Annotated in this window: 14 protein-coding genes and 1 pseudogene; 9 read left to right on the top strand and 6 right to left on the bottom strand. The window is 69.5% G+C overall.

Annotated elements, in window-relative coordinates; genetic code table 11:
• From MJ777_RS17535 to MJ777_RS17525, 3 genes and pseudogenes are all read left to right on the top strand, one after another.
• Positions 1 to 364, top strand: a pseudogene (locus MJ777_RS17535) (hypothetical protein); the annotation flags it as partial.
• A gap of 190 nt (positions 365 to 554) precedes the next feature.
• Complete coding sequence (locus MJ777_RS17530) at positions 555 to 1,997, top strand: hemolysin family protein (protein WP_239309550.1); 1,443 nt, start codon at positions 555 to 557, stop codon at positions 1,995 to 1,997.
• Positions 1,998 to 2,005: 8 nt separating this feature from the next.
• Complete coding sequence (locus tag MJ777_RS17525; RefSeq protein ID WP_239345799.1) at positions 2,006 to 3,118, top strand: hemolysin family protein; 1,113 nt, start codon at positions 2,006 to 2,008, stop codon at positions 3,116 to 3,118.
• A gap of 51 nt (positions 3,119 to 3,169) precedes the next feature.
• On the opposite strand, the gene MJ777_RS17520 is transcribed toward MJ777_RS17525, so the two are convergent.
• Complete coding sequence (locus MJ777_RS17520) at positions 3,170 to 3,568, bottom strand: antibiotic biosynthesis monooxygenase (RefSeq protein ID WP_239345784.1); 399 nt, start codon at positions 3,566 to 3,568, stop codon at positions 3,170 to 3,172.
• A 242-nt stretch (positions 3,569 to 3,810) separates the two neighbouring features.
• Between MJ777_RS17520 and MJ777_RS17515 the strand changes: the two genes are divergently transcribed.
• Together MJ777_RS17515 and MJ777_RS17510 are read left to right on the top strand one after the other, a co-directional pair.
• Positions 3,811 to 4,701, top strand: coding sequence for an oxygenase MpaB family protein (locus MJ777_RS17515; RefSeq protein ID WP_239377188.1), 891 nt, complete (start codon positions 3,811 to 3,813; stop codon positions 4,699 to 4,701).
• Between the two features lie 32 nt (positions 4,702 to 4,733).
• The gene (locus MJ777_RS17510; protein ID WP_239377187.1) at positions 4,734 to 5,435 is read left to right on the top strand and encodes a hypothetical protein; all 702 of its coding nucleotides are present in this window, start codon (positions 4,734 to 4,736) and stop codon (positions 5,433 to 5,435) included.
• 64 nt (positions 5,436 to 5,499) lie between these two features.
• Here the strand turns inward: MJ777_RS17510 and MJ777_RS17505 are convergent, their stop codons facing one another.
• Positions 5,500 to 6,342, bottom strand: coding sequence for a PD-(D/E)XK nuclease family protein (locus MJ777_RS17505; RefSeq protein ID WP_239377186.1), 843 nt, complete (start codon positions 6,340 to 6,342; stop codon positions 5,500 to 5,502).
• A 335-nt stretch (positions 6,343 to 6,677) separates the two neighbouring features.
• Between MJ777_RS17505 and MJ777_RS17500 the strand changes: the two genes are divergently transcribed.
• Complete coding sequence (locus MJ777_RS17500; RefSeq protein ID WP_239309544.1) at positions 6,678 to 6,962, top strand: chorismate mutase; 285 nt, start codon at positions 6,678 to 6,680, stop codon at positions 6,960 to 6,962.
• A gap of 171 nt (positions 6,963 to 7,133) precedes the next feature.
• Here the strand turns inward: MJ777_RS17500 and MJ777_RS17495 are convergent, their stop codons facing one another.
• Positions 7,134 to 7,715: a DUF1003 domain-containing protein gene (locus tag MJ777_RS17495; RefSeq protein ID WP_239309542.1), complete on the bottom strand. Its 582-nt coding sequence runs from the start codon at positions 7,713 to 7,715 to the stop codon at positions 7,134 to 7,136.
• Entirely contained in the window at positions 7,712 to 9,064 is a 1,353-nt protein-coding gene (locus tag MJ777_RS17490; protein WP_239377185.1) for a magnesium transporter MgtE N-terminal domain-containing protein, read from the bottom strand. The genes MJ777_RS17495 and MJ777_RS17490 overlap by 4 nt, the downstream gene beginning before the upstream one ends.
• A gap of 472 nt (positions 9,065 to 9,536) precedes the next feature.
• On the opposite strand from MJ777_RS17490, the gene MJ777_RS17485 reads away from it, so the two are divergent.
• Positions 9,537 to 10,733 (top strand): acyl-CoA dehydrogenase family protein, encoded by a 1,197-nt coding sequence (locus MJ777_RS17485; RefSeq protein WP_239309538.1) that lies wholly within the window; start codon positions 9,537 to 9,539, stop codon positions 10,731 to 10,733.
• A 54-nt stretch (positions 10,734 to 10,787) separates the two neighbouring features.
• On the opposite strand, the gene MJ777_RS17480 is transcribed toward MJ777_RS17485, so the two are convergent.
• On the bottom strand, positions 10,788 to 12,092 hold the full coding sequence (locus MJ777_RS17480; protein ID WP_239377184.1) for a TerD family protein: 1,305 nt from the start codon (positions 12,090 to 12,092) through the stop codon (positions 10,788 to 10,790).
• Between the two features lie 867 nt (positions 12,093 to 12,959).
• Between MJ777_RS17480 and MJ777_RS17475 the strand changes: the two genes are divergently transcribed.
• Together MJ777_RS17475 and MJ777_RS17470 are read left to right on the top strand one after the other, a co-directional pair.
• Complete coding sequence (locus MJ777_RS17475) at positions 12,960 to 15,830, top strand: SpoIIE family protein phosphatase (protein WP_239377183.1); 2,871 nt, start codon at positions 12,960 to 12,962, stop codon at positions 15,828 to 15,830.
• A 138-nt stretch (positions 15,831 to 15,968) separates the two neighbouring features.
• Positions 15,969 to 16,619 carry a suppressor of fused domain protein gene (locus MJ777_RS17470; RefSeq protein ID WP_239377189.1) on the top strand — a complete coding sequence of 217 codons (651 nt, stop codon included), beginning with the start codon at positions 15,969 to 15,971 and terminating at the stop codon, positions 16,617 to 16,619.
• A gap of 35 nt (positions 16,620 to 16,654) precedes the next feature.
• On the opposite strand, the gene MJ777_RS17465 is transcribed toward MJ777_RS17470, so the two are convergent.
• Positions 16,655 to 17,545, bottom strand: coding sequence for an LLM class F420-dependent oxidoreductase (locus MJ777_RS17465; RefSeq protein WP_239377182.1), 891 nt, complete (start codon positions 17,543 to 17,545; stop codon positions 16,655 to 16,657).
• Positions 17,546 to 17,787: the final 242 nt, after the last annotated feature.

Raw genomic sequence — 17,787 nt, 5'->3', positions numbered from 1 at the left:
TGCCCGCACCACCCGCACGCGGCGGCGCACCCGCGGCGCCGGCGCCGCGGTCGCGGCGGTCGCCACGACCGACCGTACGGACGCGGGCCGGACGCCTACGGCCGCGCTGTTCCTCGAGCCCGCGACGGCTGTTCCAGCTGTTCCAGCGATGGCGCTGTTCCCGGACGACCTTGATATTGATCATCACAGGCTCGATCACGGGCTCGGCCCCGATGGCGCTGACAGCGTCACGAACAGCCAGCCGGCCCCGCGCCGCCGCCGTAGGGGCGGTCGCGGCCGTTCCGCCACCACCCAGACCGCTGACGCGGCGCTGCCCAGCGCGCTGGACGGCGGTCCCATCGAACGGCAGGCCGAATCCGCCTGACGGCAGGCCTATGAGCGCTCACGGTGGGCAAGAATGAGGAGATGACACCCAGCGCGCCGACGGGCCGGCCGCGCAGGCGAGATCTCCGGTCGGCCAGGACACCCGCGCTCAGGGTATCCGCGCTCGCGGCCGTACCTAGGCCAGCCACATCCGGCCCCGGCCATGATTGTGGCGGGTATCCACGCCAACAATGATCAACGATATTCTCGGCCTACTGATAATCATTGTTCTCATCGTCGGCAACGGGCTGTTCGTGGCCGCCGAGTTCGCGCTGGTGGCGGTCGACCGTAGCCAGCTCGAACAGGCCGCGGCGGACGGCTCCCACCGCGCCGCGCGGGTACTTCGCGCCGTGCACTCGCTGTCGTTCCAGCTTTCCGGCGCGCAGCTGGGCATCACGCTGACCTCGCTGCTGCTCGGCTACCTCGCCGAGCCGGCGCTGGCATCCCTGCTTACCCCGGTGATCACTACGGTCGGCCTCCCGAACGGGGTCGCCCACGCATCCGCTGTGGTCATTGCCCTGCTCATAGCCACGATTTCACAGATGCTCCTCAGCGAGCTGTTCCCGAAGAACGTCGCGATCTCCGCGCCACTGGCCGTCGCCGAACGGGTGGCCGGGCCACAGCTGCTCTTCTCCCGCCTCTGCCGGCCGGTGATCGTGCTCCTGAACGGGTCGGCCAACCGCCTGTTGCGGACGCTCGGCATCGAGCCCCGGGATGAGCTGCGGTCCGCCCGCTCCCCGTCCGAACTCGGCTGGCTGGTGCGTTCATCGGCCGAACAGGGCACGCTGCCTGGCGGTACCGCGGCGCTGCTGCGCAGGTCCCTGCGGCTGCGTGAGCGCACCGCGCAGGACATCATGACACCCCGCGTCCAGGTGGTCGCGCTCCATGCCGGTGACAGCGTGGCGGACCTGTTGCGGGTAGCCGAGCGCTCGGGCCACTCCCGCTTCCCCGTGCTGCGGCACCCCGGCAGCCGCGGCACGGTGCCGCCTACCGCGGCCGATGCCACCGATGTCGACGATGTGCTCGCGGTCGTTCACGTCAAGGACGCCTTCGGCGTCCCCCCGCCGGCCCGCCCGGCCACGTCGATCAGCCAGATCATGGTCCCACCGACAGTGGTACCGAGCTCGCTGGGCTGTGACGATCTCCTGACCACGCTGCGCAGCCACAGCCTGCAACTCGCGATCGTCATCGACGAGTACGGCGACATCGCCGGTGTGGTCACGCTGGAGGACCTCGTCGAAGAACTTGTCGGCGACGTCGCGGACGAGTACGACCCTCCGCGGACGCCTGACGCGACCGCCCGCGCGGACGGGAGCTGGGTGCTCTCCGGGCTGCTCCGCTTGGACGAGGTCGCCGACCGCACCGGCGTCGCGCTGCCCGAGGGCCCGTACGAAACGCTCGCCGGCCTTGTCCTGCACCGGCTGGGGCGGATACCCGGCGTCGGTGACGAGGTCGAGGTGGCCGGCCACCGGCTCACCACCGAGCGGATGGACCACCGCCGCATCGACCGCATCCGCCTAGCCCTCGCGCCGGAACATCCGAAGCATCCGGAACATCCAAAGCATCCGGGGCCTGATGCGGATGCGGCTGCGGCGGTCGGCCCCCGCTCCGGTGGGAACGACCGGACCGGGTGACCACGCCGATGATCCTGCTCAGCCTCATCGGCGCGGTCGTCCTCCTGGCCGGCAACGCCTTCTTCGTCGGCGCCGAGTTCGCCGTCATCTCGGCCCGCCGCGACCGGATCGAACCCATGGCGGCCGCGGGCGACCGCCATGCCCGCACGGCCATCACGGCGATCGAGAACCTGTCTCCGATGCTTGCCGCGTCCCAGCTCGGTATCACGATCTGTTCACTGGGCCTCGGCGCGGTGGCGGAGCCCTCGGTCGCTCACCTCATCGACGGGAGCCTGCGGGCGCTCGGGGTCCCCGCGAGCCTGTACAGCCCGATCGGGTTCGCGGCCGCGTTGGCGATCGTCGTCTGCCTGCACATCGTGCTCGGCGAGATGGTGCCGAAGAACATCGCCCTCGCCAGGCCGGAACAGGCCGCGCTGCGGCTCGCGCCGCCGCTGCTCCGGTTCGCGCGCCTGGCCCGCCCGTTGATCCTCTTTCTCGACGCGGTTGCCAACGGCTGCGTCCGGCTCGTCCGGATCAAACCGGTGGCCGAGCTCAGCACCGCCTACACCCCGGACCAGCTCGCGATCATGATCGCTGAATCCCGGCAGCAGGGGCTGCTGGAGGATTACGAGCACAACCTGCTCACCGGCGCGCTGGAACTGCCCGAGCGAACAGCCCGCTCAGTCATGATCAATATTGATCAGGTCGTGGCCGTGCCCTGGTCAGTCAGCGCGGCCGAGCTGGAAGCCCTGGTCACTCGGACCGGTTTCTCCCGGTTTCCGGTCCGGGCGCCGGGCCCGTCCGACGCCGCTGGCACCGATCGGGCCCCCCTTACGCCGACGACGCCGGGTAGCCCAGCCGCGGCGAGCGTCATGATCGCCGGCTTCATCCACGCCAAGGACGTTCTCGGGATCCACAGCGACGCCCGGGACGATCCCCTGCCACCGCGCCGGCTCCGGCCCATGGCCGAGATCCGCCCGGACCTGCCGCTGGACGAGGTACTGCGGTTGCTGCAACGGACCGGCTGCCATCTCGGGCGCGTCCCCGGGCCGGCTGGCACGACCATCGGGGTCGTCGCGCTTGAGGACGTGGTGGAGGAGTTCGTGGGCGAGGTCGAGGACGCCAGCCACCGGATGCGCTGACTGGCGGTCCGGCAGGCAGCCAGGCAGCCAAGCGGTCAGGCGGTCAGGCGGTCAGGCGTTCCGGGGAGCTGCCGCCTGCACCACCTCAAACGACCACAGCTGCGCCCCGGTCGCGGCCGGCCCACCGGGTCCAGCCGCCTCCGGCCCGGGGCGGCCCGAGCCAGGATGACCAGCCGCGGGGGCTGCCGGCGACTCACCCGCGGCATCCGTAGCGGCGGCGGCGTGCCCCGCCTGGAAGGCGTTCGACGCCTGCCACTTCCCGAAATCCTCCTCGCTACGCCAACGCGTGTACACGAGGTAGGCGTCCGTGCCCTCCACCGGACGCAGCAGCTCGAACCACTCGAAACCGTCGGCCGCTTCCACCATCCCCGCCCGGCCGGCGAACCGCCGCTCCAGGGCGGCCCGCGTCTCGGGCGGAACGGTCAATACATTGATCTTCACGACGCTCATGAGACCACGTTACGGCGTGCTCCCGGAGTCGTCGTTCGATCAGGGAGCCGCGTCCAGATGGTTGCTGGCAAGACCGCACCCCGGCCCTGCTTCTTGATCCACACCATCATCATCAAACACTCTAAGTAAATATAATAATACATAAAGCACCGGTCACATCCGACCGCCCCGCATATGCGACACTATCTGAAGTCATTTGACTTCATAGAGTTCCGAACACGCGTCTGAGTGGGGATGTGCGAGTGGTTGACCAACAGCATGCGGCAGGCCCGACCACGCCATCGGACGCAGGGGCGACCCGATCGGACAGGGATACCGGCCTGTTCGGTCCAGGCAGTGTGACCTGGCGGGTACACGGCGATCCGGGCATGGCCATCGCCGGGATCCGGGCGCTGCTCCTCCAGGCGGTGCACCCGCTCGCCATGGCTGGTGTCGCCCACCACTCCACCTACCGGATCGACCCGTGGGGACGCCTGCGGCGGACCGTCGAATACGTCGACACGATCACCTATGGAAGCACGGAATCCGCGCATCGTGCGGCCGCCCGGGTGCGCCGGGTGCACGCGGGCGTCCACGGCGTGGAGGCGGGCACCGGCCGGCCGTACCGGGCCACCGATCCCGAACTGCTGCTGTGGGTACACGTGAGCGAGGTCGAGTCCTTCCTCAGCACGACACGCCGGTGCGGGCTGGCGCTCACCGACAAGCAGGCCGACACCTACTTCGCCGAGCAGATACGCGCGGCCGAGCTCGTCGGCATCCCCGCGTGTGACGTCCCGTCCAATCGAGCGGAGGTCGAGCGTTACTTCACCCGGATGCGGCCGGGGCTGCGGGCCAGCGCGCAGTCCCGGGAGGCGGTCGGCTTCATCCTGCGCCCGCCGATGCCCCGGTGGGTGACGCTGGCCACCCCCGCGCGGCCCGGCTGGTCCGTACTGGCCGCGATCGCGGTCGGGATGCTGCCCCGCTGGACTCGCCAGCTCTACGGGCTGCCCGACACCGCCGCGGTGGACCTGACCGCCTCGGTATGCGGCAGAGCGACACGCGCCGCGCTGCTCAGGCTGCCACGCTCGCTCTACCAGGCACCCAGTGCCGCCCGGTGCGCAGCCCAGCCGAAGATCCCCCACCAGAGGACGTAACGATCTGACAAATACTGGTTAGTCTGCTGTTCGTGGCTCAGCTCCCCCGGGTGGCGGTGCTCGGCGGCGGGCGGACCGCCGGTGTGACCGTCTCCGCGCTCGTCGACTCCGGCCTGCCCGCGCACCTGTTCATCGGCGACAGGATTCATCCGGTCGACGTTCACCCGGATGGCCTTTGCGCGGATGGCCTTCACCCGGATGCGGCCGGTCGCCGCCCCTTCGACATCCAGGACAACGAGCGGCAGGTAACGCGCTGGGACGTCGTGGTGCTCACCGATGACCTCGACGATCTCGTGCCCGGATCGCCCGCCATGTCATCATCGCTGTTCGGAGGTGTCTTCGACCCGGAGACCGAAGGAGTCTACCGGTGTGGCCGCCTCCCGCGCCCTGGCGCCGCGCCGGCTGGGCCGGTGGCTGTCGCCGACGCCGTTCGGCTCGCTGACGCGCAGAGCCGCTGGATCGGCGAGTACCTGCGTGGCCGCTACCTCCTGCCGCCGCGGTCAGCCATGCTGGCAGCGGCCGGGCTGAGGCCTACCAGACGGACAGCGACCGGCTCCGCCAGCTGGCCGCGCCCACGCTCCGAAACCCTTCACGCCCGCTGGCTTCGGGCGCCAGGGCAGACCGCTGTGCGGGGCTACCTGCGCTGGCTCGGCGCCGAGCTGCGCCGCGGCCGGGCGCGGGCAGCCGAAGGCGGGTATCCGCTGCCCGTGCCCTCCCTGATCGCGGCCAGCTGACGGAGGCCTCCCACCAGCCCGCGGGGCCGTCGTCAGCGCGGATTGCCGTCAGCGCGGATTGCTGTCAGCTCAGATCGTCGTCAGCGACGGCGTCCCACGGCTGGCGGTCGGGAGCGGCCGCAAGCCCCTCGGGACAATGCCGCCGGTAGTCGCACCAGGAACACAGCGGACCCGGCTGCGGCGGGAAAGCCGTGTCCAGTGCGGCACCGGCCCGCAGCGACGCACCGGCGCGTTCGGCATCGTCCGCCAGGGCCTCGGCACGGCGCAGATGACGGCCCAGCGAGCTCTGGTCGTGCTCGGCTGCCAGCACGGCGCCAGTGGGAACATGGTGCAGCTCGACCCGCCAGCACGGCCGCCGCAGTGTCCTCGACGCCGCGAGCGCGTACAGGGCGAGCGGCTGGGATGCGCGGGCGTCGTCCTCGGTGAGCGGCCGACGGCCGGTCTTGTAGTCAACGACGACGAGCGCACCGTCACGGTCGTCGAGCCGGTCGACCCGTCCGGACAGGGCCAGCCGTTCGGTGCGGGCGGCCACCTGGCGTTCCACCCCCATCGGTTCACCCGCCGGGTCAAGGCCGGCCACGTACCGCCCGACCATCTCAGCCGCCCGCTCCCGCCAGCGAACCGACTGGTCGCTGTCCCGCCAGCCGTCGGGTATCCACCCGAGGCGGACGAGATGCGCCGCACGGGTCGGGGTACGGCGTGTCAGCGGCTCGTTCCACCAGGCTCGCAGGGCGTTGTGCACGCTGGAGCCCATCGAGTTGTGGGCCCACGGCGGGCCTTTCGGTGGCGCCGGGCGGTCCAGGTAGGCCATCCGGTAACGGCGCGGGCAATCAGCGAAGGCGGAAAGTTTCGACGGCGTGCACACGAAAAGTCGCCGCGGCATACCGTCCAGCTGCAACTGGTCCACGACATGATCCTGTCACTTGGCCACCGGCCCGCTACCACCGGCCCACGGCAGCCAGCCCGCTACCGCCGGCCCACGGCAGCGACCATGTCCATACAGCGGTAACCGGACGACCACTGGACGGCAGCATTCTCCTCTGGCATGCTGTCGAACGTGACCGGTACATCCGACCTTCGCGCGTATGGCGCGGGCAGATCGCCGGATCACTTTTACCAGGGGCCGGGCTTGGCCCCTGGGCTGCCACGCGACTGATCGCGACGCACCGAGACCAGCCGGCCCGGACTCACCCGGGCTTGTGAGGCTCCGGGACGGTCGGGCCACGAACGAAAAGGGCCCAGATGACACGGGAAGCGCTCAACTCTGTCACCTCCGCGCCGACTATTTCCTCCATCGAGGACGGCCGATCGGCTATCGACAAGATCGACGCACAGCTCCGGGCGCTCGTCGGGGCACGCCTCGATGTGTCCCGCCAGATTCAGGCGCTGCGGTCCGCGGACGGTGGCCCGCGGATCGAGCACTCCCGGGAAAACGAAATCATCGCGACCTGGTCGGGAGAACTCGGACCGCGCGGAGTCGAAATCGCACTGTCTATTCTTACTCTCTGCCGCGGATCTCTTACCTAAAATCATCAGGATTTCATCCCGGCGCGGCGCGCCCGGCAGCAGCGGCAGGGGTGTAGATCAAAAAACGGGATTGGGGTGCGTGCCCCAGCCCCGCGATAACCCCGCGATACCGCGTCCCCTGTTGCCGGGCGCTCGTAGCTCTTCCGTTATTCCTCTATATCCTCCGCCGGGTCAGGCTCGCCGGTCGGCGGTATTACGGCGTTCGGAGCGCCGTGCCGGCGAGCCGGCGCCGCGCCGCTGTCCGCCGTCGGCGTCCTCACCGACGCCGACGGGCTCAGCCAGCAGCGCCCGCAGTTCCGCCCGCAGCTCCGAGCGCAGGTAGTCGCGGGTCGCCAATTCACCGATCTTGACACGTACCGCCGCTATCTCGCGGGCGAGGTATTCGGTGTCCTCGCGCTGGCGGCTGGTCTGGTCCCTGTCCTGGGCGAGGTTCGCCCGGTCCCGATCGTCCTGCCGGTTCTGCGCCAGCAGGATCAGCGGCGCCGCGTAGGCCGCCTGCAATGACAGCGCCAACGTCAGGAAGATGAACGGATAGTTGTCGAACCGCAAGTCAGATGGCATGACGACGTTGTAGCCAATCCAGGCTACAACGACCACGCTCTGTAGCACAAGGAAGCGCGCGGTTCCGATGAACCGGGCGATCCGCTCGGCGACCCGGCCGAAGGCATCCGGCTCGGCGGGCCGGCGAGCCAATGCTGACCGGCGCGACGGACGTGGCTGGTCAAGCCGGCCCGCCCCGCGGCGAAACTTCATGATCCGAACCCGCTCAGGCCGTTGTCGCGCCCGGCCCGACCCCCTGGCGACCCGGTGTTCCCGGCGCTGCCGAGGGAATCGCTTCGAAGATCATCGAAAGCCCCCACGCGGGCGTCCCCATCCAGGTCCCGTTCCCGCCAGTTAGCCGGCAGCATGTGGTCAAGAACATCGTCAACGGTGACCACGCCGACCAGCCTGGCCGACTCGTCCAGTACGGGGACGGCCACCAGGTTGTACGAGGCGAGCAGACGAGTCACCTCTGGTAGCGGCGTCTCCGGGCGCAGCGGGGTGATGTCGATGTCGATGACGCCTCCGATGAGTGTCCCGGGCGGCTCCCGCAACAGCCGCTGGAAGTGCGCAAGCCCCAGGTAACGTCCGGTCGGGGTCTCGAACGGCGGCCGGACGACGTAGACCTGCGCGGCCAGGGCCGGTGACAGCTCTGGTGCCCGCACCCGCGCGAGTGCCTCGGCAACAGTCGCGTTCGGGCCAAGAATCACCGGCTCGCTGGTCATCAGCCCACCGGCGGTGTTGTCCGGGTAGACGAGCAGCCGGCGCACCGGGGCCGCCTCCCGTGGCTCCATCAGCCGCAGCAGGCGCTCGGCCTCCTCGGCCGGCAGGTCCCCCAGGAGGTCGGCGGCGTCATCGGGCCCCATCGCCTCCAGGATGTCAGCCGCCCGATCATCGGCGAGCCCGCCGAGCAGCTCGATCTGCTCGTCCTCGGGCAGCTCCTCCAGGACGTCGGCGAGCCGCTCGTCGTCGAGGGCCGCGGCGACCTCGGCCCGGCGTTTACGAGAAAGGTCGTGCAGCAGAGAGGCGAGATCCGCGGGACGCAGCTTCTCGAACGCCGCGAGCAGGTTCGCCGCGCCCTGGCCATCCTCGGGCAGCGAAACACCGGTGATCTCGTCCCAGGAAACCGTACGGACCTCGCCACGCCGTCGCCGGCCGGTCCGTACCGCCACCTGGTCGAGCACCCAGTCACCACCGCGGATCGGTTCGATCGCCGCGTCCACCACGGTGACCAGCGCATCGGTCGCGACCAGTGTCACCTGCCGGTCCAGGAGCTCGCCGAGCACGAGGAGCTCGCCCGGACGCTGCGCGAACCGGCGCCAGCTCAGCCGGGCCGACGAGAGCACGACCGCACCCGACTCCACCCCGGTCACCCTGCTGATCGGCACGAAGATAGGCCGGCGTTGCACCTCGACGGCGAGCCCGAGGACGCGCGGCGGTTCGCGGCCGAGCCGTAGGGTGACGACCACATCACGGACCCGTCCGACCACATCACCATTAGGATCAAGGACGAGCAGGCCTGCCAGCCTGCGGCAGTACAGCCGAGCCGGTGCCGTGGTCACCGCGTGAGGCTACCTCCGCCATGAGCCGTCCCGAAAAATCCAGCCGGCGACGGCTTAGAGCGCCCGGCGATAGGGGACGCGGCGTCGCGGGGCTCGGGCACGCACCTCGCCGCGTTGTCGTCGGTCACCACCCAACACCTCCGGTGGCTCCCTCCGCCGCCTCGCGATCTACGCACCCCAGCCCCACTCCTTGATCCACACCCCTATTGCCGGGCGCTCTTACACGATCTCCGCGCGCCCATGCCGGCCACCGGCAGGCCGGCTCGTCCGCCGGCTCCGCTCGCGCGTGACCCCGAATGCCGCGATACTGCTCATACGTGCGGGACAGCTGAGGTGCAATGGCCGCGGCCGGCAGCCGCGATTGATATGGCTGATACGCGGATGTCTGTCAGCGGGGCAGGCGGCAGACCAATCAGCGGAACAGTCGGCAAATGCCGGGCGCCGGTGACAGCGGAGAAGGGAAACGGACACGATGGGCAGGATCGCGCAGACCGACGGTCTGACCGATGTTCAGGCCGACATTCTGTCGGCCGTGCGCACGTTCGTCGACAAGGAGATTCTGCCGTACGCCACCGAGCTGGAGCACAAGGACGAGTTCCCCGAGGCGATCGTCGAAGCCATGAAGGAAATGGGGCTGTTCGGGATCACCATCCCGGAGGAGTACGGCGGGCTCGGCGAGTCGCTCCTCACCTACGCCCTGGTCGTCGAGGAGGTGGCCCGCGGCTGGATGAGCGTCTCAGGTGTGATCAACACACACTTCATCGTCGCCTACCTCCTGCTCCAGCACGGCTCCCCCGAACAGCGGCGGCGGCTCCTGCCGAAAATGGCGACCGGTGAGGTCCGCGGCGCGTTCTCGCTGAGCGAACCGGGCTGCGGTTCGGACGTGTCCGCCATCACCACCCGGGCCACCCCCGACGGTGACGACTACCTCATCAACGGCCAGAAGATGTGGCTGACGAACGGCGCCCGCGCCGGCCTCGTCGCCACTCTCGTCAAGACCGACGAAGGCGCCGACTCCGTCTACCGGAACATGACGACCTTCCTGCTGGAAAAGGACCCGGGTTTCGGCACCAACGCGGGCATCACGATTCCCGGGAAAATCGACAAGCTTGGTTACAAGGGTGTCGAGACCACCGAGATGGTGCTGGACAACCACCGGGTCCCCGCCTCGTCGATCCTCGGCGGCGTCGACGGCCGTGGCAAGGGCTTCTACCAGATGATGGACGGTGTCGAAGTGGGCCGGGTCAATGTCGCGGCCCGCGCGTGCGGCATCATGATCCGGGCATTCGAGCTGGCGATCGCCTACGCCCAGCAGCGCCGCACCTTCGGCAAGCAGATCGCCGACCACCAGGCGATCGCCTTCAAGCTGGCCGAGATGGCGACGAAGGTCGAGGCCGGCCATCTGATGATGGTGAACGCCGCTCGCAAGAAGGACAGCGGGCAGCGCAACGATGTCGAGGCCGGTATGGCCAAGTATCTTGCCAGCGAATACTGCCACGAGGTGACCACCGATTCCTTCCGCATCCACGGTGGTTACGGCTACTCCAAGGAGTACGAAATCGAGCGGCTTTTCCGGGAAGCGCCGTTCATGCTCATCGGTGAAGGCACCTCTGAGGTGCAGAAGCGCATCATCAGCCGGGCGCTGCTCAAGGAGTACAAGCTCCCGTAGCGGGTGAAGCTGCCGGGCGCGCGAGCACGAATTCTCCGCGCGCCCGGCAGCCCACTACAGGTACTGTTTGGACGGCCCTACCATCGCGCGCACGGTCTTGCCGTCATGGAACTCGCCGATTGCCGTCATGGTCCAGTGCGGTCCACCCTGTTGACGTGCCACCTTGCACATGACCAGGCCGGTGTGCGGTTTTGACTCGGACAGGTCGAAACGGACCAGCTCGGCACCGGTGAAATCGTCGACCAGCCGGCAGAAGGCGTTGCGGACCTCGGTGAAATGCTGGCCCTGAAAACTGTTCACGGTGAAGACCAGCGCCTCGATGCTGGCCGGGAGCGCCGCGAGGTCGACGAAAATGGTCTCGTCGTCGCCCTCGCCGCTGCCGGTGAGGTTGTCCCCGGAATGGCGCACCGCGCCGCGGGCGCCCTTCTTCGACATGAACCACACCTTGTCGACGTCCTTGCCGCGGCCGTCGAACAGGATGCAGGAGGCGTCCAGGTCGATCTGGCGGCCGCGGTGGGCCGGATCCCAGCCCAGGGCCATCCGTACCCGGGTCAGCGGCGCGGCCCCGGTCTTGACCAGCGAGACGCTCTGGCCCTTGTGCAGCGAGACCCGGCCCTTGTCGAGGTTGACGGCCGGCGCACCGGTGACCGGCGGCGGGGACTGCTGCTGGCCGGGCCGCGGCGGCCCCCAGGCCTGCGGCGGCCCCCAGGCCTGCGGCGGCCCCCAGGAGCGCGACTGCTGAGCCGGGGCGGCGGACGACTGTGGCGAGCCTCCCCAGCTCTGGGAGTGCGGTACGGGCGCCGCTGGGGACGACGGCTGCGCGGGCGGCACGTAGAGCTGGGTGGGAGCCTCATCCACCGCCCCCGGCTCATCCACCGTGATCCCGAAATCGGTGGCGATGCCAGCAAGGCCGGAGGCGTAGCCCTGGCCCACCGCCCGCACCTTCCAGGCCCCCTGGCGCCGGTACAACTCGACGAGTATCAATGCCGTCTCAACGGTCAGCCCGACCGGGTCGAAACGGGCAAGCTCCGCTCCCCCCGGATCCCTGACAACGACCTGCAACCGCTCGACCGTGGCGAAGGCCGGCGGGCCGGACCCGTCCAGGCTGCCGGTGATGACAACCTTGTCGATATCGGCGGGTACCTGTGCCAACGCGAACTCAAGCGCGGCGGGCGGAAGAAGGCGGACCCCAGGGCCGGTGGGCTGGTTGAAGAACACGAAGTCGGCGTCCGAGCGGACCTTGCCGCTCGCCGTCACCAGCAGCGCGGCTATGTCCAGCGGAGTCGACGAGATGATCTCCACTCGTACCTCGGTGATGGGCAGCGATGCGTTCGCGCCTTTGCTCAGCACCTGTGCCATGGCGGCCTCCGCGGCTGGATTGCTTGGGGCCTCCAGCCGCACGCAACAGCCGTGACCGCGCGGCCTTTGGAACACCTCGGGGTGGGGCGTTCTTAGAGCGCCCGAGGATAGGACTGTCCGGCTCGCGGCTCCCCGCGTCCCGCCCGGCCGCGTTGTCGTCAGTCGGCGCCCACCACCAGGGCGCCTTCCTCCTCCGCCTTGCCGGACCGGGCGCGGATGAGCCGCTCGCTGATCGAACGCCCTATCCTCGGGCGCTCTCAGCCTATTGGGTTGCTCGCCGCTGGGGCTGCCCTGGGTCGCCAGCACCGCGGCCGGGCCGCCCGGCGGCCCGAGCGCCCGCCGGGCGGACAGCGCGTGCGGCCCGCCCGCGCAGCGGTAACGGCCCCAATCCGGCATCCGGTTCCCCGGCATGCCTGACCGGCATTTCTCATGGACCACATCAGATGATCATAAATGCCATCCGTGACCATATCGGGACCATATTTGGGGCAATTGACGGACTTGCGACCGGCAACATCCGCCCGCGAGCCGAAACTTTACACACGCCCGATCCAAATCATGACTCCAGGTGAGAATACGCGAAGTAACTCACGCCACCCGGGGATAAGGTCTAAGAGCGCCCGGCAATAGGGGTGTGGGTCAAGGAGCGGGGCTGGGGTGCGTGCATCGCGAGGCGGAGGAGGGAGCCACCCTGGTGTTGGGTGGCGACTGACGACAACACGGCGAGGTGCGTGCCCCAGCCCCGCGACGCCGCGTCCCCTATTGCCGGTCGCTCTAAGCCGTCGCTCCGGCGACGAAGACGAGGATGAACATCACGCCGACGATCAATGTGGCCACGATTTGGTTTCGCGCGAAGGGAAGCACCCGGTGACGAACGCCATTGAGGACAACACCACGCTCGACCGCGCCCACCAGCATTTCGTGACCGATGAACCGGCCGGCGGAGGTGTCCGGATCCCGATCCTGAGCTCCTGGCGACGCTGCGAGTCCCTCGGGCTCGTCCCAGACCGTCTCGCGCCTTCCTACCGGTCCGATCTGGACCCGGATGAGCGCATCATCCGAATAGCCGCACCCGTCCTCAATCGGCTGGAAGTCAGCCTTGCAAGGGCCGGCGTGGGCGTGATTCTTACCGACGGCGACGCTACGGTACTGCATCGTCGCGCAACCGGATCCGCGCTGAACCGGCATCTCGACGGGGTGTGCCTCGCCCCGGGCTTCAGCTATGCCGAACACGTCGTCGGTACGAACGGGATCGGCACCGCGCTCGTGGAGCGGAGGCCCTCCTACGTCTCGAGCGTCGAACACTTCGCCGCCCGCCTGCACCCGTACGTCTGCGCGGGTGCGCCGATACGCGATCCGATCAGCGGCCGTATTGAGGGCATCATTGATCTCACCTGCCTGCGCTCCGACGCCGACCCAAAAATGATGACCATGGCCCGCGGAGCGGCCAGCGCGATCGAGCGGCGGATACTGGAACAGTACACGGAGCGGGAGCAAGCCCTCATCCAGGCGCTGCTCCGGGATGGACACCGCACCCGCGCATCCATTGTCCCGGTTGCGGGTGAACCGTACGTTCGGGCGCCCACCGAGGTCATCCTCCGTGCCCCGGCCAACCTCATGATGAGCAGCCGGGACGAACAAATCCTGCGAGAAAAGGCGGCGGAGCTGATTTCCGCCGCGTGCCGGGCCGCCGTGGAGGTGCGTTTGTCCCACGGTCAGCTGGCGGTGCTGGTGTGCCGGCCGGTGACGACCGCCGCCGGTGCCGAAGGGCTCGCCGTCGAGGCCGGTCTTGCCTACAGACCACCGCGGCCGCCGGCCGGCGGGGGTGACACCGCCCCGCCGCCCGCTGACAGTCGCCTGCCGAGGCAGTTTCAGCTGACCAGGAAGGCTGCGTCCGAAGCGGAACTGGCCGCGCCAGAGCCCGCCGGAGCGGAGGCGGCCGAACCCGCTGCCGGCAGCGACAGATGGCTGCTGCTGGTGGGTGAGCCGAGGGTCGGCCAGCTCGCCGTCGCGGCACGGCAACGGCTGGAGCTGCTCTATGAGGCCAGTATGCGCATCGGCAGTACCCTGGACGTGACGCGGACCGCCCAGGAACTGGCGGATGTCGCGGTCCCGCGGTTCGCCGACCATGTCACGGTTGATCTGCCTGACTCGGTCCTGCGCGGGGACGAACCGACCGACATACATGAAGGACTACGCCGCACCGCCATCCACGGCATCACGGCGGGACGCGCGTTCCGCCCGCCGGGCGACCTGCTGAACTACCTTCCGTCGGCCCCCCAGGCCCGCTGCTTCACCACCGGGCATCCCGTTCTCGAGCCGGATCCACACGCCGCGGCCGGGGAGCTGGCCGGGGAGGGCGAGCTGGCCGGGGACCCCGCATGCGGCGGGATCCCCCCCGACCATGGCATCCACTCGCTCATGACAGTCCCGCTGCGCGCCCGCGGCGACACGCTGGGCGTCGCCAGCTTCTACCGCTGCGCGCGGGCCGGCGCCTTCGAGGAGGACGACCTGTCCCTCGCCGAGGAGCTGGTCGCCCGAGCCGCCGTCTGCATTGACAACGCCCGCCGCTACACCCACGAGCATGGGCTCGCGCTCGCCCTCCAGCGCAGCCTCCTCCCCCGGGGGCTGCCTGAACAGCACGCCGTCGAAGTCGCCCACCGCTACCTGCCCGCCCAGTCCGGGGTGGGCGGCGACTGGTTCGACGTCATCACGCTGTCCAGCGCCCGGGTTGCCCTGGTGGTCGGTGACGTTGTCGGCCACGGCCTGCACGCCGCCGCCACCATGGGCCGCCTGCGCACCGCCGTCCAGAACTTCTCCGCCCTGGACCTGCCCGTTGATGAGCTTCTCGCGCATCTCGACGATCTGGTCAACCGGCTGGACGAGGAGGAAAGCACCGAGCCGGGCGGGCACGGGCTGATCGGGGCAACCTGCCTGTACGCGGTCTACGACCCGGTCTCCAGGCGCTGCACCATGGCGCGCGCCGGACACCCGATGCCCGCGCTCATCCACCCCGACGGCACCGTGGAGTTCCTCGATCTGCCTGCCGGGCCGCCGCTCGGGCTTGGCGGGCTGCCCTTTGAAACAGCCGAGTTCGAGGTGTCCCCCGGCAGCCAGCTCGTCCTGTACACCGACGGGCTCATCGAGGACCGGCACCGTGACATCGACGCCGGTCTTGAGCAGCTCCGACGCCTGCTGGCCCATCCCGACCGGCCGCCGGAACAGACCTGCCAGGCGCTGGCGGCGGCCATGCTGCCGGCCCATCCAGGCGACGACGTCGCGCTGCTGGTGGCTCGGACCCATGCGCTGGACGCGGAACGCCACGCCAGCTGGGAGCTGCCCGCCGACCCGACAGTCGTCTCCAGCATGCGCGCCGCGGTCACCCGGAAACTGGCCGACTGGGGCCTGGACGACATCGCCTTCACCACCGAGCTGGTCGCCAGTGAACTGATCACCAACGCGATCCGGCACGCGACCGGCCCCATCCAGGTCCGCCTGCTCCACGACCACGCACTGATCTGCGAGGTATCCGACACCAGCAGCACATCCCCCCGGCTGCGCCGCGCCAGCAGCACCGACGAGGGCGGGCGCGGCCTGTTCCTGATCGCTCAGCTCACCCGGCGGTGGGGAGTCCGCTACACGTCCAACGGCAAGGTCATCTGGACTGAGCAATCGCTTCCGAAACCATCGACCACAGATGATCATTCGGAGTCTGCGCGCCCAAGCCACGTTTGCTGATCCCACGAAGCCGATCCCACGAAACTCCGGAGATCCTTCCTGCCAACTGGCCCCGTCAGCGGGTGGCGGTGCCCGTTGGCGGAGCCGGTCGGCTGCCAACGGGTTCAGCGGGCCCGTAAGGTCGATCCCGTGGACGGCTTGGCAAATCTGGATGGCCTGGGCGGTTTGGACGGCTCAGAGGTGCTCAGGCGGGTGGAGACCCACCTGATCCGGGAACTCGGGCCTGAGACCGGACGCGCGGAGATCACGTTTCTCGGTGCCGAGCCCATCGAGGTCCTGCGCTTCGGCCACCCCGCGCGGGGAATCGTCCGCTACGCGACCCTCGGGATGTCCCGCTCCCCCATGGGCAATCCGGCGGCCTCGATGCTCGACCCGGCCGGACCACGCGCCGAGCTGCTGCTTTCCCTGAAGGACCAGCGTGACAGCGTCGCCCGGCGGCTCGCCCTGCTGGCGGCGATCCCCGCTGTCGAAGGCGTCCCGGTCGTTGCCGGCGCCGGCCTCGACCTCGGTGAACCGTTATGGGACGGCGCGCGCTTCACCGCCGTCCTCGTCGCCGAACCTGGTGGGCTCATCCCGGACCTGGCGCTGATGGGCCCGGCCGGCTCGCCGGCAGCGCCGGCAGCGCCGGCGCCGGTGTGCTTCCTGCCGGTGCTGCCGATGACCCCGCAGGAGTCGGCGTTCAAGCGGGTGCATGGAGCGGCCGAGCTCCAGCGGCGATGGCTGGCCGCTGGAACCGACCTGCGGGACCCCACCCGCCCGCAGCTACACCTCGCCGCCGGGGATCGTTAGCGTGTCGCGGGTCCCACGGTGCGGGCAGCAGACGATCAGGAGCCGGTACCGATGTCGGCAAGATCCTTGACGACCGGCACACAGGCGCGTTCGATCCAGGCGTCCGCCGGCTCGCCGCCGGGCGGTGTCACGATCACCGCGTCCACGCCGATCCGGGCGTGCTGCTCCATCTCAGCCAGGAACGCGCTCGGCTCACCCCGGGTCAACGCGTCACCGCGGTAGAGAATCGTCTTGGTGATCTCGGCGTAGTCGCGGCCGGCCCGGTCGCAGTGCGCCTTCAACACGTCGAGTTTGTGCGCGACCTCGTCCACCGAGGGCGCGAACAGGTTGCAGGCATCCGCGTAGGTGGCGACCAGCCGCAGCGTCTTCTTCTCCCCGCTCCCCCCGATCAGGATGGGCAGCCGTGGCCGGCTGATCGGCGCGGGAACGCAGAGCGTCTCAGCGAGCTGGTAGTGCCGGCCCTCGAACGGGCCGTTGTCGTCGCTCCACATCTGCCGGCAGATCCGCAGCGTCTCCTCCAGCCGCTCGAACCGCTCGGCTATTGGCGGGAACGGTACGCCCAGGCCGTAGTGCTCGCGGTCGTACCAGGCGGTGCCTATCCCGAGCTCCGCCCGCCCGCCCGAGAGCACGTCCAGCGTTGTGACGATCTTCGCCAGCAGCCCCGGATGCCGGTAGGTCGCGCCGGTGACCAGGAGGCCGAGGCGCAGCCTCGAGGTGTGGGCGGCCAGGAACCCCAGCGTCGTGTAGCCCTCCAGCATCGGCTCGTCCGCGGGGAACATCGCCTCCATCTGGAAGTAGTGGTCCATCACGCTGAGACGGGCCACCCCCGCGTCATCGGCGATCCGGGCCGCGCGCCCCAGGACCGGCGCGATCGCCTCGGTCCCACCCGGCCAGGTGAACCGCACCACGTGCACACCGAGCTGCATCGCACACTCCTCCGTGTCCAGGCGTCCCGCACATCATCCAGGCGTCCCGCGCATCCACAACATCCCGCCGGTCCGGTGAACCGAACCGTTACCGTGCCTATCCTGACCGAAAAAGCCAGACCGGTCACGGTCAGCTGGACCGGGAGTGCCGCCGAGCGGAGAACCGATCACTCCCTGGTCGCGCAACCGAGCGCAAAACCGGCGGATGCGCGACCGACCTGGAAGGATCGACGGCGAGTCCA

Source organism: Protofrankia sp. Cj5 (assembly GCF_917627405.1).
Classification (GTDB): Bacteria; Actinomycetota; Actinomycetes; order Frankiales; family Frankiaceae; genus Protofrankia.
This window is presented reverse-complemented; position numbering and strand designations above follow the sequence as displayed.